This window comes from Phyllobacterium sp. YR531, assembly GCF_000282595.1.
GTDB lineage: Bacteria > Pseudomonadota > Alphaproteobacteria > Rhizobiales > Rhizobiaceae > Phyllobacterium.
This window is the reverse complement of record NZ_AKIZ01000014.1, coordinates 174557-201113: the sequence shown is the minus strand read 5'-3', so window position 1 is coordinate 201113 and position 26557 is coordinate 174557. Positions and strand designations below refer to the sequence as shown.

The window sequence follows — 26557 nt, the reverse complement described above, 5'->3', positions numbered from 1 at the left end:
CTGTCTCCTTCACTGTCTGTCTTGAAGACGATCAACTAATGAAGGTTCCGACATCTGCCCCTGAAAAATTCAAAACCATCGCCATGTGGCAAACGGCGTAGCACTCTGTCATGTTCATAGAGAAAGCTGCATCACACGGAACCGCTCGCGATGAAAATCAATTGGCAGGAAGATCATCGCTTGCTGGCAATCTGGGCCGCTGATTGTGCGGAACATGTACTCGCGCGTTTTGAAACTCACTACCCTGCCGATGATCGGCCCAGAAGGGCCATTGAAGCCTGCCGGGCATGGGTGCGCGGCGACCTGCCAATGGCTGAGGCACGAAAAGCCGCCTTTGCTTCACATGCAGCCGCCAGAGAAGCAAGCGAAGTTGAAGCGGTGGCGGCAGCGCGTTCCGCCGGCCATGCTGCTGCAACTGCTCATGTTGCTACCCATGCGCCTCATGCCGCAACATACGCGGCAAAAGCGATCCTGTTTGAGAGCGAAGTTAAAGTGGAGCTTGCATGGCAATATGCGCAGCTGCCCGAACACTTGCGCGCAGTGATCTTCCCGACCTGGGACCATCACGGTCTATGACGTCTGATGTCCACAGGGAGGCCTAGAATCGCCAAGGGAACGGCGGCAGAGTTTAAGTAAACTGCCGCCATTACCATCAGCCTTCGCCTTTAAATCAAGGCGAGGCAGGCTTTCTAGGTTTAGCTATTATCTTCGGTAGGCGCGTCCGGACCATTCTTCTTGATCGAATCAATGGCATTCTGCGCGCTGGCCTTGGTTGAATAACCTTCGGTCGAGAACATTACTTCGCTATTATATTTGAAGCGAACACGAAACTCGCCAGCTTTGTCTTTATAGATTTCGAACTTGTGGGCCAAAATAAAGCTTCCTTTTCAAGTATGAATCACACACGTTCAACGTGCCATTTGCAAGCGCTATTGACAAGAGTTGCCCTGCTGCCAGTCTACCACTGTCAGAATTGATCCAAATCCGTATTTCCGCGAACAAAAGAAACGCGATGAGCACAGCGAGTGATGCCCGTTTCTGGGACCGAACTTCGAGCAAATATGCGGCGGGCAAGATTGCTGATCAGGCCGGATATGAGCGAACGCTAGAGCGGACGCTCTCACTGTTAAAACCAACCGACAGGGTGCTGGAGCTTGGTTCTGGCACCGGTACAACTGCAATGCGGCTCGCAGGCAGTGTGCAAACCTATCTTGCGACAGATATTTCAAGGCAAATGATTGCGATTGCTGAGGAAAAATATGCGGCGGAGCCTATCTCGGGTCTTGCGTTCCGCACCGCAACCGCAGAGATGATTACGTCAGAAGACGGTTCTTTCAATGCAATTCTGGGCTTCAATTACCTGCATCTGGTGCGTGATCTGCCGGGTACATTGCGCCAAATACATGCTTTGCTTGCCGCTGATGGCTTGTTTGTCTCCAAGACACCTTGTGTCGGGGACATGAACCCGCTCATCCAGCTTGTGCTGCCAATCATGCGCGGATTTGGCTTGGCGCCCTATGCGGGCGTGTTCAAGACAAGGGATTTGAACAAACTGATAAGTGCTGCTGGCTTTGATATTGTTGCGACTGAAAATCATGCAACCAAGGGCGATGATAACCGGCCTTACATCATCGCACGCAAACGATGAGATACGTAATTTAAGAACAGAATTTTCGATTTCGTGATTGATATTTGGCTGGGGAACCTGGATTCGAACCAGGACTAACGGAGTCAGAGTCCGTGGGTCTACCGTTAACCTATTCCCCAACAGCCATCCTTGCGGATGACGGGGCACCAAGTGATGCGGGTCGTCATATAGTTGAATTCAATCGGATTGCAAACCCCTTGATCGCATCTTTTGGACAATTGTTTTGTCTTGTCGAACCGGCTTGCCTGCCGATATGGTTCTGAAGGTCGCACATTTGCCTGCACCGGTTCGGGACATGAAATAAACGATGACAAGCTTGAAATTCGGAACGAGCGGCCTTCGCGGTCTGGTGACTGAACTGCCAGATGCGATCTGTCGTGCTTATACGGTGGCGTTTTTGCGGCATATGCATAAGGCGCATGGTATTGCACCCGGCGGAAAATTGCTTGTCGGCTATGATCTTCGTGAGAGTAGTCCACGAATCGCCGCTGCCTGTATTGATGCCGCACGTATATTTGGCATGGAGGTCGAAAACAGCGGCCCTCTACCAACCCCTGCACTGGCTTTGCGCGCGCTTGCGCAGAAACTGCCCGCCATCATGGTTACGGGAAGCCACATTCCGGCAGATCGCAATGGTCTGAAGTTTTATCGGCCCGATGGTGAAATCGACAAGACCGATGAGGTCGGCATTCTCGATGTGCTCGATCTTGCCGGGGCTGACGATTCCACGCCGGATGATGCGGGCGCAATTTCGGCGAAAGCTCTGACGGATTATGAGAAGCGCTGCATCTCAATGCTGGCGCCAAATGCTCTTGCCGGTAAGCGTATCGGCGTCTACCAGCATAGCTCTGTCGGGCGCGATCTGATCGTGCGTGTGCTTGGTGCGCTTGGTGCAGAAACCGTTGCTATCGCACGTTCGGATGTTTTCGTGCCGGTGGACACGGAAGCACTGCGACCTGAAGATGTGACGCTCGCGGCTGGCGCTGCCGAAAAATACCGGCTGGATGCATTAGTTTCGACCGACGGTGATGCTGATCGTCCACTCGTCGCGGATGAAACCGGCGCATTTATTCGCGGTGACAGCCTTGGTTTGCTGACAGCACATTTTTTGAACGCCGATGCAGTGGTTACGCCGGTTACATCCAACACAGCTATCGAAATCAGCGGCCTCTTCGCCCAAGTATATCGCACCAGAGTTGGCTCGCCTTATGTTATTGAAGCGATGTCTCAGGCAACCAAAGACGGCTATCTGCGGGTAGTCGGCTTTGAAGCCAACGGCGGAGTATTGCTGGGTTCAAATGTTGAACTGGATGATGGCCGGCTCTTTGCCTTGCCCACACGTGATGCAATGCTGCCAATTATCGCGGTGCTCGGCATGGCAGCGCGCGACAAGGTTCCAGTTTCAAAGCTGCTGGCAAACCTGCCGGCGCGCTTTACCCGCAGCGGGCGCATCGAGCATGTTGGTCCCAGTAAAAGCGGTCCGTTCTTGCAGGCATTGCTTGACGATGAACAGCGGGCAAGCTTCTTCGCGCAGCTTGGTACCATTCAGGCCAACGACGCCATCGACGGCGTGCGCGTTGTGCTCGCAACTGGCGAAGTGGTGCACTACCGCGCTTCCGGCAATGCACCGGAACTGCGCTGCTACGCGGAAGCGGCAACTGATGCGCGAGCCGAGCAATTGCTTAGCTGGGGTTTACAAAGAGCCGAAGAGCAATTGCGCAAATACAGCTAACGGTTTTCGGATTCCTGTAACAGGCGTATCACTACCTTAGACATGGATTGTTGCCATTCGGGAGCGTTCCAACCGAAATCGCGCGAGAATTTTTCCGTGTTCAATCGGGAGTTCAGAGGGCGCAATGCTTTCGTGGGATATTGCGCAGTCGTGATATCAGCCACATCGACATGTCGCCTGCCCAACGCCTCTGCTCGCGCAAAGATTGCGCGGGCAAAGCCACTCCAATTGGTATGTCCCGTCCCGGCCAGGTGATAAATACCGTATTTGGAAAAACCACTATCGGCCCCCAGTCGTCCTGCGACATGCAGAATCGCATCTGCAATATCGATAGCCGAGGTTGGATTTCCCCATTGGTCCGAGACAACCGAAAGATGATCGCGTGTTTCGCCAAGATGCAATATGGTCTTGATGAAGTTCTTTCCGAACGGACTATAGACCCATGCCGTGCGCAATATCAGGTGGCGCGGATTGGCTGCTGCGAGCGCAATTTCACCTTCCAGCTTGGTCTGGCCATAGACAGTTCGTGGTCCTGTTGAATCGTCTTCGGAATACGCGCCGTCACTCTCTCCTGAAAACACATAATCGGTAGAAAGATGAATGACGGGAACGCCTAAATCTGCTGCGGCTTTGGCGACAGACCCAACGCCTCGTGCATTGATAGCACGCGCGTATTCCGGTTCATCTTCAGCCTGATCCACTGCGGTATAGGCTGCAGCCGAGATTACAAGGTCGGGTTTGGTAGTATGGATGGCGGAGGAAACACTTTCCGTATCCGCCAAATCAAGCTCGGGACGGCCTAGCGTGATCAGTTCAAACTGTGGATGGGCTGAAGCGCGCTCAACAAGACTACGAACAACTTGCCCGTGTCGCCCGGTGACAAGAATCCTCATGCAGTGCCTTTTGCCGGCGCATCGCCCAACCGCTCTCCAGCGTAGAAGCCGTTGCGGATAGGCTGCCACCACCATTCATTATCCAGATACCATTGAACAGTTTGCGCAAGTCCCGCCTCAAATGTCACAGTGGGCTGCCAACCAAGCTGCTGTTTAATTTTGGAAGCGTCGATTGCATATCGTCGGTCATGACCTGGACGATCACTGACGAAAGCGATCAAACTTTTATAGGACACATCGCCGGAAAGTGGTCGTTTCTGATCTAGAACCTCACATATAGCTTCGACAACCTGAAGATTGGTACGCTCTGCGCTGCCGCCAATATTGTAGCTCTCACCGGGTTGGCCGTTAGTGATGACAAGTTCAAGCGCTCGCGCATGGTCTTCGACAAAGAGCCAGTCCCGAACATTTGCACCTCGCCCGTAGACAGGCAAAGCCTTGCCTTCCAACGCGTTGATGATCGTCAACGGGATCAGTTTCTCAGGGAAATGAAAGGGGCCGTAATTGTTGGAGCAGTTTGAGAGAACAACTGGCAGACCATAAGTTTCGTGCCATGCCCGCACCAGATGATCCGAGGAAGCTTTGGATGCTGAATAGGGCGACGACGGCGCATAGGGCGTCTCTTCCGTGAAAATCCCCTCATCGAACGGCAGATCCCCAAAGACTTCATCCGTCGAAATATGATGAAACCGGAATAAGGATTTGGCACTTTCAGGCAGTTTGCGCCAATAGCTCAATGCAGCATTCAGGAGGCGGAACGTTCCGACAATATTGGTCTCGATGAAGGCGGCAGGGCCATCAATCGAACGGTCAACATGGCTTTCGGCAGCAAGATGCATGACCGCATCAATCTTGTACTGACGCAATATCGCAAGGATGGTAGTTTCGTCGGAAATATCAGCTTGAATGAAGTGGTAGTTAGACTGACTTTCAATCTGACGAAGAGATGCCAGATTTCCGGCATAGGTCAATTTATCGACGTTCACCACATGGTTCGATAGATTGGATGCCAGTTGCCTGCAAACGGCAGAGCCAATGAAACCAGCGCCACCTGTCACGAGAATCTTCATATATGTTCCTCAGACAAATATATCCGCCTGTTCCAGCAGAGGCGCGTTTCGGTCCTTATCAGACAGCTGCACTTTGGATGTATCCACTTGCCAGTCTACACCTATCGCAGCATCGTCAAAACGCAATGACCTGTCATGGTCTGCGGAGTAATAGTCCGTTACCTTGTAGACGACTTCCGTGCTGTCTTCCAATGTGAGAAAGCCGTGCGCGAAACCTTTCGGTACCAATATCTGGTTCCATTTTGCTGCAGAAACTTCCAGCGACAGCCACTGGCGAAATGTCGGTGAGTTCGCTCTTATATCAACCACCACGTCCAGGATCGCGCCCCGTACTACCCGGACGAGCTTGTCTTGCGCACGTGGCGGCAATTGATAATGCAACCCTCTCAGCACACCCTTGCTGGCAGAAAGTGAGTGGTTGTCCTGAACAAACTGCAGATTTATCCCGGCGCTCGAAAAGCTTTCTGCATTCCAGGTTTCTGAAAAAAAGCCACGATCATCACCGAATTTGCGCGGCAGGATTTCGAGAACACCGTCCAGCGCGAGAGAGCGAACTTCCATCATGACCTGGCTGCCTCTTCCGCACGGCGCCGCAGATACATGGCATAATCCGTCTTTCCCATTTTTTCCGCCCGCTCAAACACCTGATCGGGATTTACCCACCCCCACTCCAGCCCGATCTCTTCGGGACAGGCTATCTTTATACCTTGCCGAAGCTCGATGGTTCGGACAAAGGACGAGGCATCATGCAAGCTGTCATGACTGCCCGTATCAAGCCAGGCATAGCCCCGCCCCATCTTCTGCACCCGTAGATCACCGCGCTGCAGATAGATATTGTTAACGCTGGTTATTTCCAGTTCGCCTCTGCCTGATGGTTTGATGGATTTTGCAATTTCAACCACTTCATTGTCGTAGAAATACAGGCCAGTCACAGCCCAGCTGGATTTGGGCTTCAGAGGTTTTTCCTCGATGCTCAGCGCTTTCCCGGTGACTTTCTCAAACTCAACGACGCCATATCGCTGGGGATCGTCAACGTGATAGGCGAAAACGGTCCCTCCCTTTGCGGCAAGCGATGCTTGCTGGCAAAGGTTGGAAAGCCCGTCGCCGAAATAGATATTGTCGCCAAGGATCATCGCGACACTATCATCGCCTATGAAATCGCGGCCAATAATAAACGCCTCAGCTAGCCCGTTAGGATGCGGCTGCTCGGCATAGGAAAAGTTTACGCCGAATTCGCTGCCATCCCCCAGCAGCTTATGAAAAAGTGGGAGATCATGCGGCGTGGATATCACCAGAATATCGCGTATCCCGGCAAGCATCAGCACGCTCAACGGATAGTAGATCATCGGCTTGTCGTAGATCGGAAGCATCTGCTTGGAAACGGCGATCGTCAGCGGATAAAGACGCGTGCCACTGCCGCCCGCCAGAATTATACCCTTCATCCATCGCTTCCTTAATGTCGGCGCCAGCCACCCGAACCGTTCTCATGAGAAGCGGTACGCAATTCACCTGCCATACTGGCAGATACTGAACGACGATAACAACCCCAATATGACCATGAGTTGCATTCCTGTTCACAGTTTGCATTTCAGCTCATCGGATACCGTGGCCCCTCTTGTAAGGCAAATAATACAAGTCTATATGTATGCCTGTTATAAGCATACTTACGAGTAGCCACCTTCTCATCATGGACAATGCACCGACACTTAGCTTCCTTCTGCACGAAGTCGCGCGCCTGTTGCGCAAACGCTTCGAACAGCGGGCCAAGGATTTGGGCCTTACGAGATCCCAATGGCAAACGCTCGCCTACCTTTCCAAAAATGAAGGTATTCATCAGGCTGGATTGGCAGAACTGCTGGAAATCGAGCCGATCACGCTTGTTCGTATTCTCGACAAGCTTGAGCAGCGCGGCCTGATAGAACGCCGGAAGCATCCTACCGACCGTCGCATCCGTCTGCTGTTTTCGCGTGAGGAGGCTCGTCCTCTGCTTGATGGCATTCGCCGCGTCGCCGAGGCAACCCGCTCGGAAGCGCTGGCACAAGTTCCTGATGAAGATCGCGAGCACCTCATACGCACGCTTACCCTCATGAAGACAAATCTGGTCGACGCATGCCAAACGCCGGTCAAAGACTAGAGAGAAAAATCATGGCTGATGGTTCAAACACCTTACGTATTCCTGCCAACTCAGATTCTGCTCCTGCCTCGCCCCAGATGGAAAAGCCGGAACCCGGCATTGAGGCCGCTCCTCCTGAACAGCAATCCGCATCGGTCTCGACACCAGCGGCAGCACCTGCAACTCCCAAGCGCAGCCGCAAGCGCGCCGTGCTTTTCACGTTGCTCCCACTGGCATTGATTGTCGGCGGCTATTTTTACGTGACGGGCGGTCAGGTCATGTCGACCGACAATGCCTATATTCAGGCGGATATGGTCGGCATCTCAACCGATGTCTCCGGAATTGTTCAAAACATCAATGTCCATGACAATCAGCAGGTTAAGCAGGGCGATATTCTCTTCCGACTCGATCCTGCCGTCTACAGTATTGCTTTGGCGGGAGCCAAGGCCCAACTCGGTGTTGTCCGTAACCAGATCCTCAATCTGGAGGCAAGCTACAAGCAATCGCTTGCGGAAATTACGCAAGCCGAGGCCGACATTCCATTCTTCCAGAAAACCTTGCAACGCCAGCAGGATTTGATCGCCAGCGCATCTGCGTCAAAGGCAACATTCGATCAGGCCAAGCATGATCTGGATGCGGCCCAGCAAAAAGTTGATGTTGCCAAGGCTGAAGCTGCTGCGACATTGGCTCAACTCGGCGGAAATGCTGATTTGCCGGTAGAGCAGAACCCTTCCTACCTCAATGCGCAATCCGCAGTTGATAATGCCCAGCGTAACTTTGATCGCACAATTGTACGCGCTCCCTTCGATGGCATCGTCACCAATGTAAGTTCGCTACAGGTGGGCTCCTATCTTCAGGCTTCACAGGCCGGGTTCAGCCTCGTTTCAACGACACACATGTGGATCGCCGCCAGCCCGAAAGAAACCGAACTGACATATGTTCGTGAGGGCCAGCCAGTCGCCATCAGTGTCGATACCTATCCGGGAACGGAATGGAAGGGCACAGTTGCCAGCATCAGCCCGGCTTCCGGCTCCAGCTTCGCATTACTGCCAGCACAGAACACCACGGGCAACTGGGTCAAAGTCGTTCAGCGCATTCCCATGCTCGTTAGCATAGACGATATGGCAGGCAAGCCACCTCTGCGCGTCGGTATGAGCGTGGATATCGGTGTCGATACCGGCCACGCGCGCGGGCTGCCTAAATTCGTGGATGGTTTGTTCGGCGGCAGGTAAATCATGTCCTCAACAGCTACAGCCGCCGCCTCACCGGTCGTCGCTAATCGCGGCATGATTACAGCCTGCGTTATTCTTGCTGTAATCATGCAGGCACTCGACACGACAATTGCCAATGTGGCGCTGCCCTATATTCAAGGCAGTGTTTCGGCCAGTGCCGACCAGATCAACTGGGTGTTGACCTCCTACATTGTCGCTGCGGCGATCATGACGCCGCCATCGGGCTTTCTGGCTGCGCGGTTCGGACGCAAGAATGTGCTTCTGACTGCCATTGTCGGCTTTGTTGTCGCTTCGGTCCTGTGCGGTCTTGCGCAATCACTGCCGCAGATCGTTATCTTCCGTCTGCTGCAAGGCCTGTTCGGAGCATCACTTGTACCACTTTCACAAGGCATTCTGCTCGACATCTATTCTGTCGAAGAGCGCGGCAAAGCCATGGCCCTGTTTGGCGTTTCCGTGATGGTTGGACCTGTGCTGGGTCCGGTAATCGGCGGATGGCTCACTGATAACATCAGCTGGCGCTGGGTCTTCTACATTAATGTGCCAATCGGCATGCTGGCATTCTTCGGCATTGTCGCTTTCGTTTCCGAAACTGCGCGCAATGTGACGGCAAAGCTCGACTGGTTCGGCTTTGGTATGCTCAGCCTTGCCATTGCAACCTTACAGCTTTTTCTGGATCGCGGCGAACAACTTGACTGGTTCTCTTCCGCTGAAATCCAGCTAGAAGCACTGATATGCGCCGGAGCGTTCTACCTTTTCCTCGTCCACACGTTCACGGCTAAGCAATCGTTCGTCAATCCGCGCCTCTTTCTTGACCGCAATTTCTCCGTCAGCATGTTTTTCATCTTCGTCATTGGCGTGACCTACCTCGCCTCGCTAGCGTTGATGACGCCGTATTTGCAAACGCTGATGGACTATCCTGTCATTACTGCCGGCATCGTCATGGGCCCGCGCGGCATTGGCACCATGGCGAGCATGTTCATCGTCGGGCGGATGATCGGCAAAATCGACACACGCGCTTTGCTGATTTTTGGTTTCAGCCTGACAGCCTGGGCAATGTACGACATGACCGGATGGACGCCTGATGTTTCGCAGTGGACAATTATCTATGTCGGCTTCATTCAGGGCGCGGGTCTCGGCTTTCTGTTTGTGCCGCTGACAACGATTGCTTTTGCGACCCTTCCCGCCGCCATGCGCGGCGAAGGTACCGGGCTTTACAATTTGTCCCGCAATATCGGTTCAAGTGTCGGCATTGCCGTCGTCACTGCGCTGATCACCGAGAACGTGCAGAGCAATCATTCGTCGATTGCTGCCTATGTGACGCCTTTCAATCATGCTTTCAATGCACCAGTTATCATGGAGCATCTCAATCCGATGACCGCTGCCGGTCGCGCTGCGCTTGATGGTATGATTACATCGCAAGCCACCATCATAGCTTATATGGACGATTTCAAACTGCTGATGATAATGTCTATTATCTCGATCCCGCTTGTACTTCTGCTGCGCAAACCCGGCGCCAGCCCCGCTGCCGCTTCCGATCATCCTGCGGTGATGGAATAGACCACAGTTGTACGACAGCGCGATTGGAGTAAGGCTGACGCCAGTGGTCGGTAAATGATTCGGAAAAGGCATTAGATGGTCAACATCAAGGACGTAGCGGCGCGGGCCAATGTTTCCGTCGGTACGGTTTCCCGTGTGCTGGCAAAGAATGAGACAGTTGGCAGGGAGCTGCGCGAACTGGTCGAAGCGACCATCCGTGAGCTTAATTTCCGTCCGAGCGGTGTTGCGCGGGGGCTGAGGAGAAGCCGAACTGATATGATCGGATTGGTGATCCCTGATATTACCAATCCGTTTTTTGCCGAGCTTGCCAAACATGTAGAGGCTATTGCCTCGCAGGCGGGCTTTTCAGTTTTGCTTTCAATCACCAATGATGATCCGAAAATTGAGCTCTCCCAGATCGAAACTTTGCTGCGAAGCTACCCCACCGGATTGATCGTCGTCCCCACGCAGTTCGGCGCGCCGGCAAAATGGCAAAGTGATATTGCCACTGTCGCAGTTGACCGCCGCCTGAAGAATTATCCGCTGATTTCCGTCGACCATTATGCCGGCGCTGGCCTTGCTGCCCGGCATCTCCTGCAACTTGGTCACAAGCGCATTGCATATATCGCCGGACCAAACGAATCTCCGGTCTCCCGCGAACGGCGTAACGGGTTTCTGGAAACGCTGATTGCTGCGGGCGTTCAGCCGGAAATTGCGGAAGGCCATTTCGACTATCAGTCCGGTGAAATTCTGGGAAAGCGCCTGCTCACACGCCCTGAAAATACTCGCCCGACAGCAATTGCAACAGCCAGCGATCAGCAGGCGATAGGATTGCTTCGCGCTGCGAGCGATCTTGATCTCAAAGTGCCTGAAAATCTGTCGATCATCGGGTTTGACGATATCCCACTCGCTAATCTGATTACTCCCCGGCTGACCACGATCAGCCAGCCGGTAGAGCAGATTGCCGCCCGGGCCGTTGCGTTTATTATCAGTGACAATCCTGCTCCGGCCACTGATGAATTATTGGATGCGACCTTGGTGGTGCGCAATTCGACAGCAGCTCTTTCGAGTTAAGCGTTTTCCGGGGGAATGACACCCTTTGTCAGGATAAAGCAGCCATAAAAGCGGCGTTCTCCGGTAGCAATCACACAATAGGCATTCTTCGCGTGCTCGTAGAATGCCATGCGGTCGATTGATACCATCGGCCAATGCTTGCCTTCAGCTTGATCGATTTCTGCCTGCATTTCGATCTGCACGTCTGGAATTTCATCAGGGCTGCCGACAATCTCCATGCGTGCTGCTGCATCATCAACGAATGTATCAAGCGGCATGACTGATAGAATTGCGCGTGCGGCACGCGGTGCAGTCACCGCGTCTATACGCAAGAGCCGTCCCAATCTCGTCTGCCGTGCAACAGAATCTCCGGGGAAATTCGTATCACATATTACGAGCCGATCTCCGTGCCCCATAGACTTCAGTGCATAGAGTATATCGGCATTAAGTAATGGATCGAGATTCTTGAGCACGGTTTTACCTCATTAGCGGGTGGATTGAGCCGACAGAAACTGTTCGAAGGCTTCGGCAGTGGCATAGGATTTTTGCGTTCCAGGGCGCGTGATGGAATCTGCGGCATAGATTGCAGCCTTTTTCAACGATGCTTCCAGCTCGCCTGTCTCGACATAGAACTGAGCAAAGCTGCCGATGAAGGCATCACCGGCCCCAGTCGTGTCTTTTGGTTTGACCTTTACCGGCTCGATCAGTGTCGATTGATCTTTAGTTATCAGGCGTGCGCCACGCGAACCAAGGGTTACAATTACTGTACGGATGCCCTTGGAAATAAGCGAATGAGCCGCCGCTTCAATCTCTTCATCTGTTCCCGTTGGCAATCCGGTCAGTAATGCCAGCTCTGTCTCGTTCGGCACGACAAAAGTTGCGGTCGTGACTTTTGCAGGGTCCAAATCCGGGGCAGCAGGTGCGGGATTCAATATGGTTTCGATGCCATGCTTCTCGGCAAATTGAAGCGTGTAATAGACAGTCTCAAGCGGCACTTCCAATTGCATCAGGATCAGGCTGCATTTTTTCAGATCATCGGCTGCCGCGTCTATATCGGCAGGTTTCAAATCGTTGTTCGCACCCTTGATGATAAGAATGGAGTTCTCGCCCGTCTGATCGACGAAAATCGGCGCAACACCGCTAGACTTACCCGCAACAGTGCCGACATGAGAAATATCGATACCGTTTTCCTTGAGATTGTTGATCGTGCTCTGGCCGAATACGTCGTCACCAACCTTGGTGAGCATCAGTACATCAGCGCCCAACCTTGCGGCAGCGACGGCCTGATTTGCACCCTTGCCACCGAAACCCATGGAAAACTCCGGGGCTTCCAGCGTTTCACCAGGTGCAGGCATGCGGATGATCGATGTCACCAGGTCGGTCATGTTGCTGCCAACCACTGCAATGCGTCGTGCCATATATATGTCCCTCAAATTGGTACCGTTACCTATCGGTATTGCGGAAAGCGTTCAAAGCAATAACGATCAGCAGAAATCCACCCCAAATGAAGTCGATCAAATGGTTGGAGAACCGCAATATCTGGAAACCGGAAGAAAGCAACATCAACGCAATCAATGCAATAGATACGCCAAGAACCCTGCCCTTGCCTCCGGCGGGATTTGTGCCGCCAAGAACTGCGATCAGGACAGCCTGCAACAGATATGACGCGCCATAGTCTGACTTTGCAGCATTGGTGCGACCAGACAGAATTACCCCAGCTACAGCGGCCAGCAGACCAGTCAGCATATAGGAATAAAGGATCATGCGATCCTTGCGCAGACCGGCAAAAACGGCAGCCTTGGGATTGGTACCGATGAGCATCAGATTGACACCAAAAGTCGTCCGGGTCAGCAGAACGGCGACAGCTCCCGCCACAATGACAAAAAGGACAAATGGCGTAGCCACACCGATAATCTTGCCATTGCCGATGAAGTTCCAGCCATCCGGGAAGCCGGTTATTGCAGGACCGCCCGTGAGTACCACTGCAAGGCCGGTAAATATCTGGCCTGTGCCAAGCGTTGCGAGAATGGGTGTGATCCGCAGTTTTGAAATCAAAAACCCATTCAACAGCCCTGCCAGCAGGCCAATGCCAAGTGCCATCAATATTCCAAGACCCGTATAGAGTAGGATCATGCCCGTCGATTGATCCGTACCGACAATGACCGAATGGAAAAACACCCCGGCGAGAATACCGGCAAGATTGGCGATACCGACCACAGACAGATCGATCCCGCCCGTCAGCATCGCAATCATCATGGCGATGGCCAGAATACCAAGTTCGGGCATGATGTAGGTGATGGACTCAAAATTGTAGTAGCGCAGGAATTTGTCGGGGTTAAGCCAAGACATCAGCGCAAAAACCAGAATGGTGATCGCGATGAGCTGCAGGATGTTGCGGTCCTGCCCGAGAATACGTTTGGCGATTGAGCTGTCTGACATTGTACTTCTCACACCAGTTTCTTGCGATCACGCCACGCTGTCAGCGCGGTTGCTCCAACTATAATCACGCCGACGACAACCCGTTGCCATGTCGTATCGACCTTCATGATGATCAGGCTGTTCTTGACCATGACAAGCATGAACACCCCAAGCAGCGTTCCGATGACACTGCCGCGCCCACCGAAGATCGATGCTCCGCCAAGCACGACCGCCGCGATGACATCAAGCTCGAAACCGGCGAAATCACGCGGATTGGCTTGCCAGATCATTGAGCCCTGCAGAAGTCCGGCAAACCCTGCCAAGGCACCCGCAAAGCAATAAACAAAAAGCAGGGTCTTGCGCGTGTCGAAGCCGACACGCTTTGCAGCCTCCGGTGCACCGCCATAGGCGAAAATGCTACGCCCGATCATCGTGTAGCGCAGGAAAAGATGCGTCACCAGCGCCAGCCCGAGGTAAATCAGGATCATGGCAGTCAGGCCGAAATTCGTGCCGGTCGCAGATGTCGAGTTGACGAGATTAACCTTGGCAAAATTGATGAGCTGTGGAGGCATCTTGTCGATATTGACGATACTGGTGCCCACCAGGCCCAACAGCAACCCGCGCACGACGCTGCCCGTACCCAGGGTCACGATCAGCGGGATCATCCGGAATGTATGGATGAAGAAAGCGTTGAACGCACCCAAGGCAAGACCGATCAATGTGGCCACGACAAATGGCAAAAGCACACCTTCATAGCCGAAATAGAGCATACCCTTTACAGTCAAATACATGGCTGCAACGGCGAATGCCGTAAATGACACATCGATGCCACCGGAGATCATCACGACCAGGACGCCCAGAGCCATAATGCCAATAATGACATTGCTGCGGAGCAATCCGAAAATGTTATCGAGCGACCAGAAGGCCGGGTTGATCAATCCAATGAGGACCATGGCCACCAATAGAATGACGGCGATAATCGTTTCTGATCGGCGAAAAATCGTCATTTCAAAGCCTTCAACCGGTCGTTCAGAGCGTCTTCGTTCAGTGTATCTGCGGAAACCTCGTCAACAAACCTGCCCCGATGCATTACGATGACGCGGTTGCAGTTCTGGACAAGCTCCGGAACATCGTCGGAAATCATCAATACGGCCAATCCATTCTGGGTAGCCAGTTCCCGGATTTTGCGATGAATCTGCGCCTTGGAGCCAACATCAACGCCGACAGTCGGTCCATTGAGAATGAGCACTCGAGCCCCGGTCAACAGCCACCGCGCGAGCACCACGCGCTGCTGGTTGCCACCGGAAAGGTGATTGACCGGCGTCTGTGGACCGGGGGCCGCGATCTGCATTGCGCCAAACATGGCTTTCGTGGCCGCATCTGCCTTCTTGCGATCAATGAATATGCCGCTGACGAAATTCTCGAACGACGTTGCGAGCATGTTGCGCTCAATCGACTGGGTCAGGAAAAGCCCTTCAGTCAGGCGATCTTCGGGCACATAGGCCAGACCACTTTCAATCGCCTCCTGTACACTCTTCGGGTGTACTTTTTTTCCATCGATCATCACTGAACCCGTATATTTCGGGTTCATACCAAACAGGGCAAGTGCAAGCTCCGTCCGGCCTGATCCTATAAGTCCCGAAAGACCAACGATTTCGCCGGCATGCAGTGTGAGGTCAATATTCTCCAAGGCGCCGGGAATATTCAATTGTTTGACGTCCAGCCGCGGTTGATCAATGGCAGCCGCAGGCTTCCATTCATATGTCTGATCGGTCAGATCATGCCCGGTCATGGCACGCGTAATCGCTGCCTCGTTGAAATCGCTGATCGGACCTTCGGCAACTTTTTTGCCATTACGCAGGACTGTGAGGCGCTCGCTGATTTCCAACATTTCGCGCATCTTGTGACTGACGAAAAGCACTGCAATGCCTTGCGCCTGAATGTCCCGCACAATACGGAACAAGGCGTCTACTTCCGGCCGCGTAAGAGCGGTCGTGGGTTCATCCATGATGATAAGGCGCGCATCACCCATCATGGCGCGGGCAATCGCCACGATCTGCTTACCGGAGGTTGGTAGCGACTCGACATCAGCGTCGAGATCCATGGTCACGCCCAGCCGAGCCAGTGCTTTCGTTGCCAGATCGCGAATGCGTTTCCAGCTGACAGACTTCTTGCCCTCAAGCAGCAAAGTATTAAGCGCGAGGTTTTCGGCGACAGTCAAATTCCCGAAAAGGGAAAAATCCTGATAAATGACCTGGATACCCTGCTGTACAGACTGTGCAGGGGTAAAGCCTGTCAAAGGCTTTCCATCTATCAGTATCTCGCCATCGGTTGGCGTGTACACGCCGGACATGATCTTGATGATCGTCGATTTGCCGGAGCCATTTTCGCCGGCCAGGCAATGAATTTCGCCTGGTTTGAGCACAAGCGAAACATTATCGAGAGCCACAAGACCGCCAAAGCGCTTGCTGACATTTTTAAGTTCCAGAAGATTTTCGCTCATGCTTTCCCCGCTGCGGTGGAGACCCGCGAACATCAACGAAACGGAGGCGTCTTGCAACGCCTCCGTCTCAAAGCAGGTTCATTATCAGAAGTTATACGAACCCATGTTCTCGGCAGTAACGCCAACCCAGCCTGCGCCATAGAGCAGGTTCGGCTTTGACGCATCCGGTGCGAGAAGACTTTGATACCCTGGCAGACCAAGGTTGAGGCCAGCCTTGATCAAGTCGGTCTTCTTGTTGAGAGCCATAACTGCAAGTTCATTCATGGCATAACCAGCGACTGCGGGGTCCCAGAACTGAATGTACTGGATATCGCCATTTTTGAGGTATTCACCCGCAACAGAAACAAGTCCCGTACCGGCAAAGAATACCTTGCCCTTCAATCCACCTTCAGCGATCAGACGTCCGGCACCTGCCGATGTAGGCATTGGCGCGCCGAGAATACCCTTGACGTCCGGATAGGTCGTCATGGCTTCCTTCAGCTTGGTATAATCCTGATTGGCGTCGTCATAGGTTTCCAGACGTTCTGTCGCGAGCGACATTTCCGGAAAGTTCTTCTTTTGATATTCGATAGCACCATCAATCCAGTCCATCTGGGACTTTGATGTCAGGCTGCCAACAGTGGCAAGATATTTGCCCTTGCCGTCCATGGACTTTGCCAGAACTTCCATCAGCTTCGCGCCATAGGCCTTGTTGTCAAAAGCTTCGAGAACATAATCGGCATTCACGATGTTTGAAGCTTCATGCGCGATAACAACGATACCGCGCTCGCGGGCCTTCTTTAGAACAGGCTCAACTGCCTCTACCGAGAACGGAACGATGCAAATAGCATCGACGCCCTGTGCAATGAGGTTCTCGACAATCTGCACCTGTGCTGCTGCATCGGCAGAGCTAGGGCCGACCATCCAGACGTCAGCCTCGGTTTCTGATTTGAATTGCTCGACGCCTTCGCGCATACGGTCAAACCATGCGATGCCGTCGACTTTAACGACCGTGGCGATCGTATAGCTCTTGCCGTCGGCACCCGTCACATATTCCTTGTTGACCTTGGACGTATCCAACGGTCCATCGGCTAGTGCGGGCATAGCCAGCGCCAATGTCATTGCCAAACATGCTAAAAGTTTCTTCACGAGGCTTCCTCCCTTGGTTTGCCTTTGGTCACGGTGTTACGCCGCTCCCATTCTCCCTGAGCTACCGCGATTCATCCGGCTGGAACATACGCGGCAATTGACATTTCTTCAATATGAAACGTTTCATCTAGCTTCTAAGATGATTGAGCGGATGTCAATACGTTTGTTCATTGCGCGGATCAAATGTTCTGCAAAATAGCAACGCGTGTCAATTGGCTGATTTCAGATCACCAAGAAGTGTTGGAATTAACTCCGACACGGTGGGGTGAATCGGAACGGCCCACTGCAGTTTTTTGTAATCGGCATCAGCATTCATCATGTCCAAAATGCCGTGAATGGCCTCGTCACCGCCCGTACCCAGAATTGCTGCGCCGAGAATCCTTTGCGTCTCCGCATCCACAACGATTTTCATAAAGCCCTTGGTTTCATCCTTCTCGACCGCACGGCCAACACGGGTCATTGGTCTTTTGGACACGAGAAGCTTCCGGCCATTTTTACGGGCCTGACTTTCGCTTAAACCAACCCTGCCCAAGGGCGGGTCAATGTAAAGCGCGTAGCCCAAAATCCGTTCGCTAACCTTGCGATCCTGCCCATCCAGCAAATTGGCAGCGACAATTTCAAAATCATTATAGGCCGTATGCGTAAATGCACCGTGCCCGTTGCAATCACCCAGCGCCCAAATACCCTCGACCGTCGTTGAAAGATCGTCATTGACCTTGATGTAGCCGCGTTCGTCGACCTGAACACCTGCGTTCTCCAGACCAAGATCGCCAGTATTGGGCGTCCTTCCGATTGCAAGCAGTATATGCGATCCAATAATCGGCGGTGCGCCGGAATTGCAGTCAACACTGACTTCCGTGCCCTGCACATGCCGCTTGAATGATATGCACTTGGCATTCAGGCGGCATTCAATGCCTTCTGCCTCAAGGATTTCCTTGATCGCATCTGACACATCTTCGTCTTCACGGAAGACTAGTCGCGGCCCCTTTTCGACAAGGGTGACCTTTGCACCGAAACGGCGATACATCTGGGCGAACTCAAGGCCGATATAGCTGCCCCCGATGACAACCAGATGTTCCGGCAAGGTATCCAGCTGTAAAATTCCGGTATTGGTCAAATAGTCTATTTCGGCAAGGCCGGGCATATCGGGTATATTGGCCCGCCCGCCCGTATTGATGAATATTTGCGGCGCCGTGTAAATTTCTCCATCAACATCTATCTCATGCGGTCCGGCAAATTTCGCATGGCCCTGCACGACTGTGCATCCCTCCATACCCTTCAACCAGTTCTCGACATTGTTCCGCGCATTGGAAGAAATTGTGTCAGCGCGTTGCCATATGCGCTTCATGTCGATGCGGATAGGCGATTCAATTGTTACGCCAAAATCCGTTCCACGCCGCGCAAGATGGGCCGCATAAGCGCTGGCAACCAGTGCCTTTGTCGGCATGCAGCCAGTATTCACGCAAGTCCCGCCAAAAAGCTTGCGTTCGACCAGCATTACTTTTTTGCCAGAGCCCGTCAGCCTTCCCGCGAGTGCCGGTCCGGCTTGTCCCGCGCCAATAATGATAGCGTCGAATGCCTTGGTCATGGCAGTGCAGCAATAATCAGATAAGCGCCGATGATGGCCACCGCATCTTCGATTAATGCCGCTGGCCGATCCTGTCCAAAACTAGCTGCCAGCCTACCCCGGACATAAGCTCCACCATAGGTGCCAATGACTGCGCCTATGGCACCTGCAATCAAGCCGCCGATGACCACACCGCCACCTATACCTATCGCTGCACCGCTGACGGCACCCATGAGTATGCGCGCGCCAAACTGTACCGGCACCTTGCGGCTGGGCGTAGACGGCAACTGGTCCGTGATCAGCTCGCCTATGGCCAGAACAGAAAGTATCCAGGGCGTGAAAGCATAACCTAAAAACGCCAGCCAGCTATCCCCCAGATTGAGCCAGCCCAGATAAGCCGCCCAACTGATGGCAGCGGGTGCCGTCATCGCGCGCAGCCCCGCGATCACACCAATCAGCAGCGCAAGTGTAATGAACATTGAAATCTTCCCCCGGTTGAATTCGTGTTCGGTCAAGCAACTGAAATGCCGGATGAACGCAAGGTTCAGGCAGCATTCACATTGCGACACATAATCTGAGAAAATTCAACTGCTGCGCTGGGTCCGAGATAGGATTAAACCGCAGCAAATAGCGGTGGGTTTGTCATGCTTGTTCAGCGTCTTGGCATTGTTTTTGCAATATTCTTCGCTTTTGCATTGTCTTTCGGGACGTTTGTGCACCACGCCAAATCAGGTCGTGCACCCTACCACGATAATCTGATGCAGATAAAAAACTGAACTTAGCGATCCTGTTTCTTTTCTGCGTCATCAAGTCGTTGCAAAAGATCGCGAAGAACATCCGGAATATTCTTTTCAGCCTGTGATGGGCGGGAAGTTTCGATTGTCCGGCGATAATCAGCACGCACAACCTGCTGACGAAGAACATTTGCTGTCCGGTCGTTTCTTGGATGTCTTGCTGCCATGACCATTCCAATCACTCCAAGCCGACCACACTCATTAGCGGCGTCTCTTCAGAATAACTCAATTGAGCCTATTTGGTTCAAACTCTCCTGACTTATGGTCAACAATTTATGAATTAGCCGTCTCGCATATCCTTTGACGCAAAAAGTAAAAATTGGCGGAACTACCACTGTGCCGCAGCGTTGTTCTGAAAAGTTTAAAGGATAATGCCATGTTGATCCGTATCGGTTACGAGATAGGAATCCGTTGCAACGAGCCGACGCCGATGACAACCTATCTGAATCTGGAATCGGCTCGGCTAAATCACATCCAGTGTGAGCGCGGACCTACCGCTACGCCGGACGTGAAGTTGGAAACGTTTACCGATTTGTTTGGTAATAGTTGCCTGCGCTTGCTCGCGCCTGCGGGTAATCTTTCTTTGAAATACGATGCGGTGGTTAAAGATGACGGCCTGCCCGATCCGGTCGATGAAAAGGCAGAAGAACTTACGGTCGACAAGCTTCCCACAGAGTGCCTCGCTTATCTTTCTGCCAGCCGATACTGCGAAACAGACGAGTTGAGCAATCTCGCCTGGAACCTGTTCGGAAACGTAAAACCGGGTTGGACAAGGGTTCAAACAATCTGCGATTATGTCAACCAGCGTCTCACCTTTAGTTATGGTTTTGCGCGTTCCACACGCACGGCTGCACAAGCCCACGAAGAACGCGTTGGCGTTTGTCGTGACTTCGCTCATCTGGCAGTTGCCTTCTGCCGATGCATGAATATCCCCGCACGATATGTGAACGGGTATATGGGTGACATCGGCGTGCCGTCTGATCCCGCCCCAATGGATTTCAACGCGTGGTTTGAAGTCTATCTCGGCGGCAAATGGCATACATTCGATGCGCGCCACAATCAGCGCCGGATTGGCCGCATTGTTGTCGCACGTGGGCGTGACGCTGCCGATATTCCCTTGATTTATACATTTGGCCCGCACGAATTGACCAACTTCAAAGTGTGGACATTCGAGGAAAATGACCCGTCTTTTACCAACAACCGGTTTGAAAAAATATCCCTGGTAACGCCATGGTTCAGCCAGCGCTGGAACCGGCTTTCACGGCATGTAAGAGATGCGTCCGAGGCAGAGCCGACACTCTGATAGCAACAATGTCTTGTCCTGCTTGCGCAACGCCAGATGTTTCTTGGTTTGCCATGCCACAATTGGGGCGCTAAATTTACCGCTTCGATTCGGTCTTGAGGAGGACCTGAAGGATGCCTTTCGATAATCCGTCGAAGTCAACTTACTCACAGGCAGATTGGGATCTTATGCAGGCCGCTTATGACAAGGCGGCCCAGACCCTTGTTGTAAAATCGAGTACGGATGACGATGCCAAAGTCATTGCAGAGACTGTTATGACTGCATTCAACAGAGGCAACAAAGATATCAATTCCCTTGCTGCCTTGGCCGTAATCACTGCAATCAACTCACACCCCAGCATCAGTGAGCAAACGTATCAGCGCAAACGTTCCGGATAGGAAGAAAACCGCTACCTGATTGCTTTTACCAGCGACTTATCGGGGAAACAGGTCGGTGCCATACCCTGCTTGCTTTGCCAGGTTCCGATTGACCGCCGGGTTTTGAAGCCCGGAAACCCATCCGCGCCGCCCGCATCATAACCCTGCTTTTCCAAGGTCTTCTGCAGGCTGGCAATATCGGAACGATAGAGCCCGCCTACATCGCCCCAGCCTGCAGAAAATCCTTTCGCACCATGAGCAATCCGATCGCCGACATGCCCGATGAAAAGGGCATAAAGATCGCTCATATTATATTCCTTGAGCACGTAAAAATTCTTGGTGACTATGAACGCTGGCCCGTGCCTGCCAGCAGGCATCAAAAGAAAACCCTCGCGCTTCAGTTCACTGGACGGGAAAGCTTTCCCATTAACCCGGTTGATGCCAAGCTTTTCCCACGCTGAAAACGCCTTCCCCTGATCGGGCCCTTCGAGCGAACAGCTCACCGTTTCCGGCACATTGACCTCATATCCCCAATCGCGCCCGGCCTGCCAGCCATATTGCTGAAGGTAGTGACCAATTGAACCAAGCGTATCGGGTACAGAATTCCAGATATCGCGTTTTCCATCGCCATCAAAATCGACGGCATGTTCCAGATAGGATGTTGGCATGAATTGCGGCTGCCCTAGAGCGCCTGCCCATGAACTTTTCATGTCGCCTGCACCGATATAGCCTTTCTGGACAATTTCCAGCGCGGCTATCAACTCCTTGCGGAACATCTCCTTGCGGGATGCAAGAAAGGCTTTGGTGCTAAGCACAGTGAAAGCATTGTAAGGGATTTTTACCGTACCATAACCACTCTCCCGCCCCCAGACGGCCAGTATGATTTCGCCGGGAACACCGTATTTACTCTCCACGGCCTTCAACGTACGTGCATATTGACCCGCACGCGCTGTCCCCCCAGAGGTGGTCGTATTTATGGTCTTGTCATTGAAATACTTACCCGGGGAACCGAATTCGGACTGCACCTGCTTCTTTGGTGTTTTCGGTTTTTCACCGGGCATGACAAGATCCGGTAGTTCAAGGTTAGGTGACACTCCGGCAAAAGCCTGATCAAACACCGCCTTTGACACCCCTTTTGCCTGTGCTTCAGGCCAAAGGTCATTGGCCAGCCAGCTTTGAAACTGTGCTTGCACGTCAGTTTTTGCAGCCGCTTGGGCAATCGTTATGTGTGCAATGGCGAGCAACACGCCTATGGCCAAATTCAACAACGGTTTGGTCAAAATGGCCTCCTTAGAGCAACGTCCGGGCGCGCAAGGCAGCCGTCAGAGTTCCTTCGTCAAGATAATCAAGTTCACCACCCACCGGTACGCCATGGGCAAGTCTGGTAATCCGTACATCGAAGTCCGCGAGCTGATCAGTGATATAATGCGCTGTTGTCTGGCCTTCGACCGTGGCATTCACGGCAAGAATAATCTCTTTGATTTCGCCCTCTGCCACCCGGCCGACAAGCGTTGCAATATTCAGATCATCCGGCCCGACACCATCGAGTGGTGACAGGCGTCCGCCAAGAACATGATAACGCACATTCATCGAACCTGCCCGTTCCAGCGCCCATAGATCGGAAACATCTTCGACCACGATCAGCGTAGCACGCTCCCGGCGTGGATCGGTACAGATCATGCAAGGGTCTGATGTATCGACATTTCCGCATGTCGTGCAGATGCGCACCTTTTCGGCAGCATCCTGCATTGCAGTACCAAGAGGTATAAGCAGTGCTTCTTTTTTCTTGATCAGATGCAATGCCGCACGGCGCGCAGAACGTGGCCCCAGTCCCGGCACTTTGGCCAGTAGCTGGATCAGACGTTCAATTTCAGGACCGGCGATTCGCTTCGACATATCGCCGGTTTAGAGCAATTTGCGACTTAAGGGAATCAGAGACCCGCAGACTGTTCAACCGCGCCGCAATTTTGATCGAAATAATACAATCTTGGATTGGTTGCCGTGATCGCAAGACCCGATAAGTATCCGCTCAAGTGTTAGAGCACACAAGCTTTGAGGGCAAAAGCAGCGGCACTGAGCCAGCCAGTGTATTGGAGAGGACGGGCTTCTCCAACTGCGGCATCAGCCTTGCCTTCGACTTGGAGGTTAATCTATGCGGAGATTTCCGTTTAGTGTGACCCTTATTGTGAAAAGAACCCGGACCAGCTGGCAACTGACGCTCCGGGTTCAATTTTCCAAATAAGGAAAGGGGGACGAGCGAAGCTCGTTCCCCACTCCAAGGTTAGATTACCTCAATCAGGTTCGTTTTCCAATAAACTTCTGGTTGCTACTGGAGAGTACGTATTCCCCGCCAATATTCTCGAAGCTTCAAATCACATTGACATTGGCCTCATTTAAACTAACGCCTGTTTGCAGGCGGATCGCCGTCCAGAGTTTAATTTGTTTCTTGTCAATTTTTTTTTGGAGAGTTTCATGAAGAACCATTTGGCAATTATTGCCATTCTTTTGATTTTACCGGGCTGCGCATCCATTGCGCGCGGTACCGAAGATGTTGTTATCATCACCTCCCCTTCAGATGCCAAAATCACGACATCCATTGGAAGCAACTGCGCGTCGTCGCCATGCGCGATTAAAGTGAACCGAAAGACCCCATTTACCGCCACGGCTGCAAAGCCTGGCTATCACACTGGCAGCTTGTTCATTGATACGAAAATGTCTGGAAAAGGGACTGCTGGCTTGGCGGGCAATGTACTTTTTGGCGGCGTCATTGGCGTGGGCGTTGATGCTGTGAGCGGAGCTACTCTCGATCACACACCTAACCCAGCGACCATTACGCTATCACCTATTGCTACGAAACCTGCTGCTGTTAAGCATCGCAAGCGTGCCGGCAAGCCGACTTCGTAAGCCTGCCATGATACACTTATGCAGCCGCTATAATTGGTGGCTGCATAGGCCTTTCGTTTAAAACGGCAGTTTGAACCCGGGAGGAATTGGCAGGCCAGCGGTCAATGCCTGCGTCTTTTCCGCCATGATTGCCTCAACCTTGGCTTTGGCTTCATTGTGCGCAGCGATGATCAGGTCTTCGATGACCTCAATATCATCTTCCTTGAACAGGGATGGATCAATGGTCAGTGCGGTCAACGCTCCCTTACCGGATAGCTTGACAGTAACAAGACCGCCGCCCGCCTGCCCTTCGGCCTCAAGTGCAGAAATTTCCTCCTGCATGGAAGCCATTTTGGCCTGCATTTCCTTGGCCTGTTTCATCATGCCCATTATGTCACGCATGGATTATCTCCTGTTCAATCGTCTTCTTCCACGGGTGCGAGTGTATCGCCTGCACCTGCAGACAAATCGTCGTCAGCTTGCCCGGCGGGCGTGGCAATACGCACATTGATTATCTTGGCCCCCGGAAACTTCGAAAGTATGGCAGCAACGTCAGGGTCCGCACGCGCATCGCTGAGCAGGCCCTCACGTTTTGCCGTTTCGACCTCGTTGAGTGTTTTGCTGCCTTCCTCGCGCGACAGCGAAACCATCCAGCGAATGCCGGTCCAGTCGCCAAGCTTCTGCGACAGATCAGTTAGCAATGTCTTCGGAGCGCTTTCCGTCAGATTGATTTCAAGCCGCCCAGGCTTGATGCTCACCAGCCGAACGCAATTCTTGACCATGATCTTGAATTGCATATCGCGCTGTTTATCGGCGAGGGCAACAATGTCTTCAATGCTGCCGAGTGGTACCGAAGGCGTTACCTCCTCAACAATCGCTGGTGCAGGCGTTTCAACTGGTTCCGGTTGAGCGACAGGCTCAACCAGTCGCATTGTTGCACCACCATTAGCATTCACTGTGCCACGAGCCGTTGCAACCGCATCGGCAGTGCGCGCCATTGAGGTTCCGCCACCATTGCCGGGATTGGGGCGCGATCCATTGCCGCCTCCAGCAGGAGATGCCAGTGCTGTGCCATCATCCAGCGATTTCAATGCCTCATCAAGCGTTGGCAGGTCTGCCGCATGAGCTAGCCTGATCAGCAACATCTCTGCCGCCTGAACGGGGCGATTTGAATTCTCAACCTCGGCAATGCCTTTCAGCAGCATTTGCCATGTGCGCGACAGAACCCGGATAGATAGTTTCTCCGCGAAATCTCTTCCTCGAAGCCGTTCATCTTCCGACAGTGAAATATCGTCTGCAACATCGGGCGTGAAACGGATACGCGTCACCAGATGGTTGAAGTCGGCCAGATCAGTCAACACCACGCTGGGGTCGGCACCGACATCGTACTGTGCGCGAAACTCACGCAGTGCCAATGCTACATCGCCGCGCATGAGCATTTCAAACAAGTCTATGATCCGCGCACGATCGGCAAGGCCAAGCATGGAACGTACAGCCTCGGCATCCACCGTACCTGCACCATGGGCAATGGCCTGATCAAAGATCGAGAGGGAATCACGCACCGAGCCCTCACCCGCACGGGCAATCATGGAAAGCGAGGTGTCATCGACATTTATGTTTTCAAGACCTGCAATTTTGCGCAAGTGGGTCGTCAGAACACTGGTGTCGATACGGCGCAGATCGAAGCGCTGGCAGCGCGACAGCACAGTAATCGGCACCTTGCGGATTTCCGTTGTCGCGAAGATGAATTTCACGTGTGGCGGCGGCTCTTCAAGCGTCTTCAACAGGCCGTTGAAGGCCTGATTGGAGAGCATGTGCACCTCATCGATGATATAGACTTTGTAGCGCGCCGATACAGGACGGTAGCGTACCTGCTCGATAATCTCGCGAATATCGTCAATACCGGTATGCGAGGCCGCATCCATCTCGATCACATCGACATGCCTGCCTTCCATAATGGCCTGGCAATGTTCGCCCATTATCGAGAGATCGATCGTTGGCCTGTCTATATCGCCATTCTTGTAGTTCAGAGCGCGGCCAAGGATGCGTGCCGTCGTGGTCTTGCCGACACCACGCACACCGGTCAGCATCCAGGCTTGAGCAATGCGACCTGTTTCGAAAGCATTGGTCAGTGTCCTGACCATAGGTTCCTGACCGATCAGATCGTCAAAATTTTCGGGGCGATATTTGCGGGCGAGCACGCGATAGGCGCTGTCTGGCTTTTTCGTGTCCATCGCGTTTGATTCCGCTCCTGCATTCGCTTCTATATATGGCGCAAGTTTGGACCGCCATGCACCGCAGCGTCAATGCCACTTACGGCTTTGACAC

28 protein-coding genes and 1 tRNA gene are annotated in these 26557 nt (G+C 52.9%); 10 read left to right on the top strand and 19 right to left on the bottom strand.

Going from position 1 to position 26557, the window contains the following annotated elements; genetic code table 11:
* Window positions 1-150 precede the first annotated feature (150 nt).
* Complete coding sequence (locus PMI41_RS05460) at window positions 151-576, top strand: putative immunity protein (RefSeq protein WP_008122610.1); 426 nt, start codon at window positions 151-153, stop codon at window positions 574-576.
* Window positions 577-695: 119 nt separating this feature from the next.
* Here the strand turns inward: PMI41_RS05460 and PMI41_RS24570 are convergent, their stop codons facing one another.
* Window positions 696-872, bottom strand: a complete 177-nt coding sequence (locus tag PMI41_RS24570; protein WP_008122608.1) for a YegP family protein — start codon at window positions 870-872, stop codon at window positions 696-698.
* Window positions 873-1012: 140 nt separating this feature from the next.
* On the opposite strand from PMI41_RS24570, the gene PMI41_RS05455 reads away from it, so the two are divergent.
* The gene (locus tag PMI41_RS05455; RefSeq protein WP_008122606.1) at window positions 1013-1648 is read left to right on the top strand and encodes a class I SAM-dependent methyltransferase; all 636 of its coding nucleotides are present in this window, start codon (window positions 1013-1015) and stop codon (window positions 1646-1648) included.
* Between the two features lie 45 nt (window positions 1649-1693).
* On the opposite strand, the gene PMI41_RS05450 is transcribed toward PMI41_RS05455, so the two are convergent.
* A tRNA-Gln gene (locus PMI41_RS05450) sits at window positions 1694-1767 on the bottom strand.
* Window positions 1768-1955: 188 nt separating this feature from the next.
* Here PMI41_RS05450 and PMI41_RS05445 point away from each other — a divergent pair.
* Window positions 1956-3380: a phosphomannomutase gene (locus tag PMI41_RS05445; RefSeq protein ID WP_008122603.1), complete on the top strand. Its 1425-nt coding sequence runs from the start codon at window positions 1956-1958 to the stop codon at window positions 3378-3380.
* Here PMI41_RS05445 and rfbD read toward each other — a convergent pair.
* The 4 genes from rfbD to rfbA are packed head-to-tail and all read right to left on the bottom strand — an operon-like array spanning window position 3377 to window position 6785.
* Window positions 3377-4273, bottom strand: coding sequence for a dTDP-4-dehydrorhamnose reductase (gene rfbD, locus PMI41_RS05440; protein ID WP_008122601.1), 897 nt, complete (start codon window positions 4271-4273; stop codon window positions 3377-3379). The two genes, PMI41_RS05445 and rfbD, sit on opposite strands and share 4 nt — an antisense overlap.
* On the bottom strand, window positions 4270-5343 hold the full coding sequence (gene rfbB, locus PMI41_RS05435; RefSeq protein ID WP_008122599.1) for a dTDP-glucose 4,6-dehydratase: 1074 nt from the start codon (window positions 5341-5343) through the stop codon (window positions 4270-4272). The genes rfbD and rfbB overlap by 4 nt, the downstream gene beginning before the upstream one ends.
* Before the next feature lie 9 nt (window positions 5344-5352).
* Window positions 5353-5907 carry a dTDP-4-dehydrorhamnose 3,5-epimerase gene (rfbC, locus tag PMI41_RS05430; RefSeq protein WP_008122597.1) on the bottom strand — a complete coding sequence of 185 codons (555 nt, stop codon included), beginning with the start codon at window positions 5905-5907 and terminating at the stop codon, window positions 5353-5355.
* The gene (gene rfbA, locus PMI41_RS05425) at window positions 5904-6785 is read right to left on the bottom strand and encodes a glucose-1-phosphate thymidylyltransferase RfbA (protein ID WP_008122595.1); all 882 of its coding nucleotides are present in this window, start codon (window positions 6783-6785) and stop codon (window positions 5904-5906) included. Before rfbA ends, rfbC begins: the two co-directional genes overlap by 4 nt.
* Window positions 6786-7030: 245 nt before the next feature.
* On the opposite strand from rfbA, the gene PMI41_RS05420 reads away from it, so the two are divergent.
* The 4 genes from PMI41_RS05420 to PMI41_RS05405 all read left to right on the top strand — a co-directional run bounded on the left by PMI41_RS05420 (window position 7031) and on the right by PMI41_RS05405 (window position 11298).
* Window positions 7031-7477, top strand: coding sequence for a MarR family transcriptional regulator (locus tag PMI41_RS05420; RefSeq protein ID WP_008122593.1), 447 nt, complete (start codon window positions 7031-7033; stop codon window positions 7475-7477).
* Window positions 7478-7488: 11 nt separating this feature from the next.
* The gene (locus PMI41_RS05415) at window positions 7489-8688 is read left to right on the top strand and encodes an HlyD family secretion protein (protein WP_008122592.1); all 1200 of its coding nucleotides are present in this window, start codon (window positions 7489-7491) and stop codon (window positions 8686-8688) included.
* A gap of 3 nt (window positions 8689-8691) precedes the next feature.
* The gene (locus tag PMI41_RS05410) at window positions 8692-10245 is read left to right on the top strand and encodes a DHA2 family efflux MFS transporter permease subunit (protein WP_008122590.1); all 1554 of its coding nucleotides are present in this window, start codon (window positions 8692-8694) and stop codon (window positions 10243-10245) included.
* A 75-nt stretch (window positions 10246-10320) separates the two neighbouring features.
* The gene (locus tag PMI41_RS05405; protein ID WP_008122588.1) at window positions 10321-11298 is read left to right on the top strand and encodes a LacI family DNA-binding transcriptional regulator; all 978 of its coding nucleotides are present in this window, start codon (window positions 10321-10323) and stop codon (window positions 11296-11298) included.
* Here PMI41_RS05405 and PMI41_RS05400 read toward each other — a convergent pair.
* The 9 genes from PMI41_RS05400 to PMI41_RS05360 all read right to left on the bottom strand — a co-directional run bounded on the left by PMI41_RS05400 (window position 11295) and on the right by PMI41_RS05360 (window position 19854).
* Window positions 11295-11750, bottom strand: a complete 456-nt coding sequence (locus PMI41_RS05400; protein ID WP_008122586.1) for an RbsD/FucU family protein — start codon at window positions 11748-11750, stop codon at window positions 11295-11297. The two genes, PMI41_RS05405 and PMI41_RS05400, sit on opposite strands and share 4 nt — an antisense overlap.
* Window positions 11751-11762: 12 nt before the next feature.
* The gene (rbsK, locus tag PMI41_RS05395; RefSeq protein WP_008122584.1) at window positions 11763-12695 is read right to left on the bottom strand and encodes a ribokinase; all 933 of its coding nucleotides are present in this window, start codon (window positions 12693-12695) and stop codon (window positions 11763-11765) included.
* A gap of 25 nt (window positions 12696-12720) precedes the next feature.
* Window positions 12721-13716 carry an ABC transporter permease gene (locus PMI41_RS05390; RefSeq protein ID WP_008122582.1) on the bottom strand — a complete coding sequence of 332 codons (996 nt, stop codon included), beginning with the start codon at window positions 13714-13716 and terminating at the stop codon, window positions 12721-12723.
* 8 nt (window positions 13717-13724) lie between these two features.
* Window positions 13725-14702, bottom strand: coding sequence for an ABC transporter permease (locus PMI41_RS05385; RefSeq protein ID WP_008122580.1), 978 nt, complete (start codon window positions 14700-14702; stop codon window positions 13725-13727).
* Window positions 14699-16198 carry a sugar ABC transporter ATP-binding protein gene (locus tag PMI41_RS05380; RefSeq protein ID WP_040853906.1) on the bottom strand — a complete coding sequence of 500 codons (1500 nt, stop codon included), beginning with the start codon at window positions 16196-16198 and terminating at the stop codon, window positions 14699-14701. Before PMI41_RS05380 ends, PMI41_RS05385 begins: the two co-directional genes overlap by 4 nt.
* Before the next feature lie 84 nt (window positions 16199-16282).
* The gene (locus PMI41_RS05375) at window positions 16283-17326 is read right to left on the bottom strand and encodes an autoinducer 2 ABC transporter substrate-binding protein (protein ID WP_008122575.1); all 1044 of its coding nucleotides are present in this window, start codon (window positions 17324-17326) and stop codon (window positions 16283-16285) included.
* A gap of 208 nt (window positions 17327-17534) precedes the next feature.
* Window positions 17535-18914 carry an FAD-containing oxidoreductase gene (locus tag PMI41_RS05370; RefSeq protein WP_008122573.1) on the bottom strand — a complete coding sequence of 460 codons (1380 nt, stop codon included), beginning with the start codon at window positions 18912-18914 and terminating at the stop codon, window positions 17535-17537.
* Window positions 18911-19372 (bottom strand): hypothetical protein, encoded by a 462-nt coding sequence (locus PMI41_RS05365; protein ID WP_008122570.1) that lies wholly within the window; start codon window positions 19370-19372, stop codon window positions 18911-18913. The genes PMI41_RS05370 and PMI41_RS05365 overlap by 4 nt, the downstream gene beginning before the upstream one ends.
* Window positions 19373-19671: 299 nt before the next feature.
* Window positions 19672-19854: a hypothetical protein gene (locus PMI41_RS05360; protein ID WP_157179318.1), complete on the bottom strand. Its 183-nt coding sequence runs from the start codon at window positions 19852-19854 to the stop codon at window positions 19672-19674.
* Between the two features lie 209 nt (window positions 19855-20063).
* Between PMI41_RS05360 and PMI41_RS05355 the strand changes: the two genes are divergently transcribed.
* Both PMI41_RS05355 and PMI41_RS05350 read left to right on the top strand, forming a co-directional pair.
* Window positions 20064-20990, top strand: coding sequence for a transglutaminase family protein (locus PMI41_RS05355; protein ID WP_008122565.1), 927 nt, complete (start codon window positions 20064-20066; stop codon window positions 20988-20990).
* A gap of 113 nt (window positions 20991-21103) precedes the next feature.
* A complete protein-coding gene (locus tag PMI41_RS05350) occupies window positions 21104-21367 on the top strand; it encodes a hypothetical protein (protein WP_008122562.1) in 264 nt (87 codons plus the stop codon).
* An 11-nt stretch (window positions 21368-21378) separates the two neighbouring features.
* Here PMI41_RS05350 and PMI41_RS05345 read toward each other — a convergent pair whose 3' ends face one another.
* The gene (locus PMI41_RS05345; protein WP_244423908.1) at window positions 21379-22590 is read right to left on the bottom strand and encodes a lytic murein transglycosylase; all 1212 of its coding nucleotides are present in this window, start codon (window positions 22588-22590) and stop codon (window positions 21379-21381) included.
* A 46-nt stretch (window positions 22591-22636) separates the two neighbouring features.
* Window positions 22637-23242, bottom strand: a complete 606-nt coding sequence (gene recR, locus PMI41_RS05340; protein WP_008122557.1) for a recombination mediator RecR — start codon at window positions 23240-23242, stop codon at window positions 22637-22639.
* Window positions 23243-23818: 576 nt separating this feature from the next.
* On the opposite strand from recR, the gene PMI41_RS05335 reads away from it, so the two are divergent.
* Window positions 23819-24250, top strand: a complete 432-nt coding sequence (locus PMI41_RS05335) for a hypothetical protein (protein ID WP_008122555.1) — start codon at window positions 23819-23821, stop codon at window positions 24248-24250.
* Window positions 24251-24307: 57 nt separating this feature from the next.
* On the opposite strand, the gene PMI41_RS05330 is transcribed toward PMI41_RS05335, so the two are convergent.
* Window positions 24308-24631 carry a YbaB/EbfC family nucleoid-associated protein gene (locus PMI41_RS05330; protein WP_008122553.1) on the bottom strand — a complete coding sequence of 108 codons (324 nt, stop codon included), beginning with the start codon at window positions 24629-24631 and terminating at the stop codon, window positions 24308-24310.
* A 14-nt stretch (window positions 24632-24645) separates the two neighbouring features.
* A complete protein-coding gene (locus PMI41_RS05325; protein WP_280113444.1) occupies window positions 24646-26496 on the bottom strand; it encodes a DNA polymerase III subunit gamma/tau in 1851 nt (616 codons plus the stop codon).
* Between the last annotated feature and the right edge of the window lie 61 nt (window positions 26497-26557).

Bases quoted from the DNA above. Each gene is read 5' to 3' on its own strand.
- PMI41_RS05380 (WP_040853906.1), bottom strand. From the start codon at position 16,198: ATGAGCGAAAATCTTCTGGAACTTAAAAATGTCAGCAAGCGCTTTGGC.
- PMI41_RS05390 (WP_008122582.1), bottom strand. From the start codon at position 13,716: ATGTCAGACAGCTCAATCGCCAAACGTATTCTCGGGCAGGACCGCAAC.
- rfbD (WP_008122601.1), bottom strand. From the start codon at position 4,273: ATGAGGATTCTTGTCACCGGGCGACACGGGCAAGTTGTTCGTAGTCTT.
- PMI41_RS05405 (WP_008122588.1), top strand. From the start codon at position 10,321: ATGGTCAACATCAAGGACGTAGCGGCGCGGGCCAATGTTTCCGTCGGT.
- PMI41_RS05350 (WP_008122562.1), top strand. From the start codon at position 21,104: ATGCCTTTCGATAATCCGTCGAAGTCAACTTACTCACAGGCAGATTGG.
- PMI41_RS05385 (WP_008122580.1), bottom strand. From the start codon at position 14,702: ATGACGATTTTTCGCCGATCAGAAACGATTATCGCCGTCATTCTATTG.
- PMI41_RS05355 (WP_008122565.1), top strand. From the start codon at position 20,064: ATGTTGATCCGTATCGGTTACGAGATAGGAATCCGTTGCAACGAGCCG.
- PMI41_RS05460 (WP_008122610.1), top strand. From the start codon at position 151: ATGAAAATCAATTGGCAGGAAGATCATCGCTTGCTGGCAATCTGGGCC.
- PMI41_RS05420 (WP_008122593.1), top strand. From the start codon at position 7,031: ATGGACAATGCACCGACACTTAGCTTCCTTCTGCACGAAGTCGCGCGC.
- recR (WP_008122557.1), bottom strand. From the start codon at position 23,242: ATGTCGAAGCGAATCGCCGGTCCTGAAATTGAACGTCTGATCCAGCTA.
- PMI41_RS05360 (WP_157179318.1), bottom strand. From the start codon at position 19,854: ATGGCAGCAAGACATCCAAGAAACGACCGGACAGCAAATGTTCTTCGT.
- rfbB (WP_008122599.1), bottom strand. From the start codon at position 5,343: ATGAAGATTCTCGTGACAGGTGGCGCTGGTTTCATTGGCTCTGCCGTT.
- PMI41_RS05335 (WP_008122555.1), top strand. From the start codon at position 23,819: ATGAAGAACCATTTGGCAATTATTGCCATTCTTTTGATTTTACCGGGC.
- PMI41_RS05365 (WP_008122570.1), bottom strand. From the start codon at position 19,372: ATGTTCATTACACTTGCGCTGCTGATTGGTGTGATCGCGGGGCTGCGC.
- PMI41_RS05330 (WP_008122553.1), bottom strand. From the start codon at position 24,631: ATGCGTGACATAATGGGCATGATGAAACAGGCCAAGGAAATGCAGGCC.
- PMI41_RS05410 (WP_008122590.1), top strand. From the start codon at position 8,692: ATGTCCTCAACAGCTACAGCCGCCGCCTCACCGGTCGTCGCTAATCGC.
- rfbA (WP_008122595.1), bottom strand. From the start codon at position 6,785: ATGAAGGGTATAATTCTGGCGGGCGGCAGTGGCACGCGTCTTTATCCG.
- rfbC (WP_008122597.1), bottom strand. From the start codon at position 5,907: ATGATGGAAGTTCGCTCTCTCGCGCTGGACGGTGTTCTCGAAATCCTG.
- rbsK (WP_008122584.1), bottom strand. From the start codon at position 12,695: ATGGCACGACGCATTGCAGTGGTTGGCAGCAACATGACCGACCTGGTG.
- PMI41_RS05455 (WP_008122606.1), top strand. From the start codon at position 1,013: ATGAGCACAGCGAGTGATGCCCGTTTCTGGGACCGAACTTCGAGCAAA.
- PMI41_RS05370 (WP_008122573.1), bottom strand. From the start codon at position 18,914: ATGACCAAGGCATTCGACGCTATCATTATTGGCGCGGGACAAGCCGGA.
- PMI41_RS05415 (WP_008122592.1), top strand. From the start codon at position 7,489: ATGGCTGATGGTTCAAACACCTTACGTATTCCTGCCAACTCAGATTCT.
- PMI41_RS05445 (WP_008122603.1), top strand. From the start codon at position 1,956: ATGACAAGCTTGAAATTCGGAACGAGCGGCCTTCGCGGTCTGGTGACT.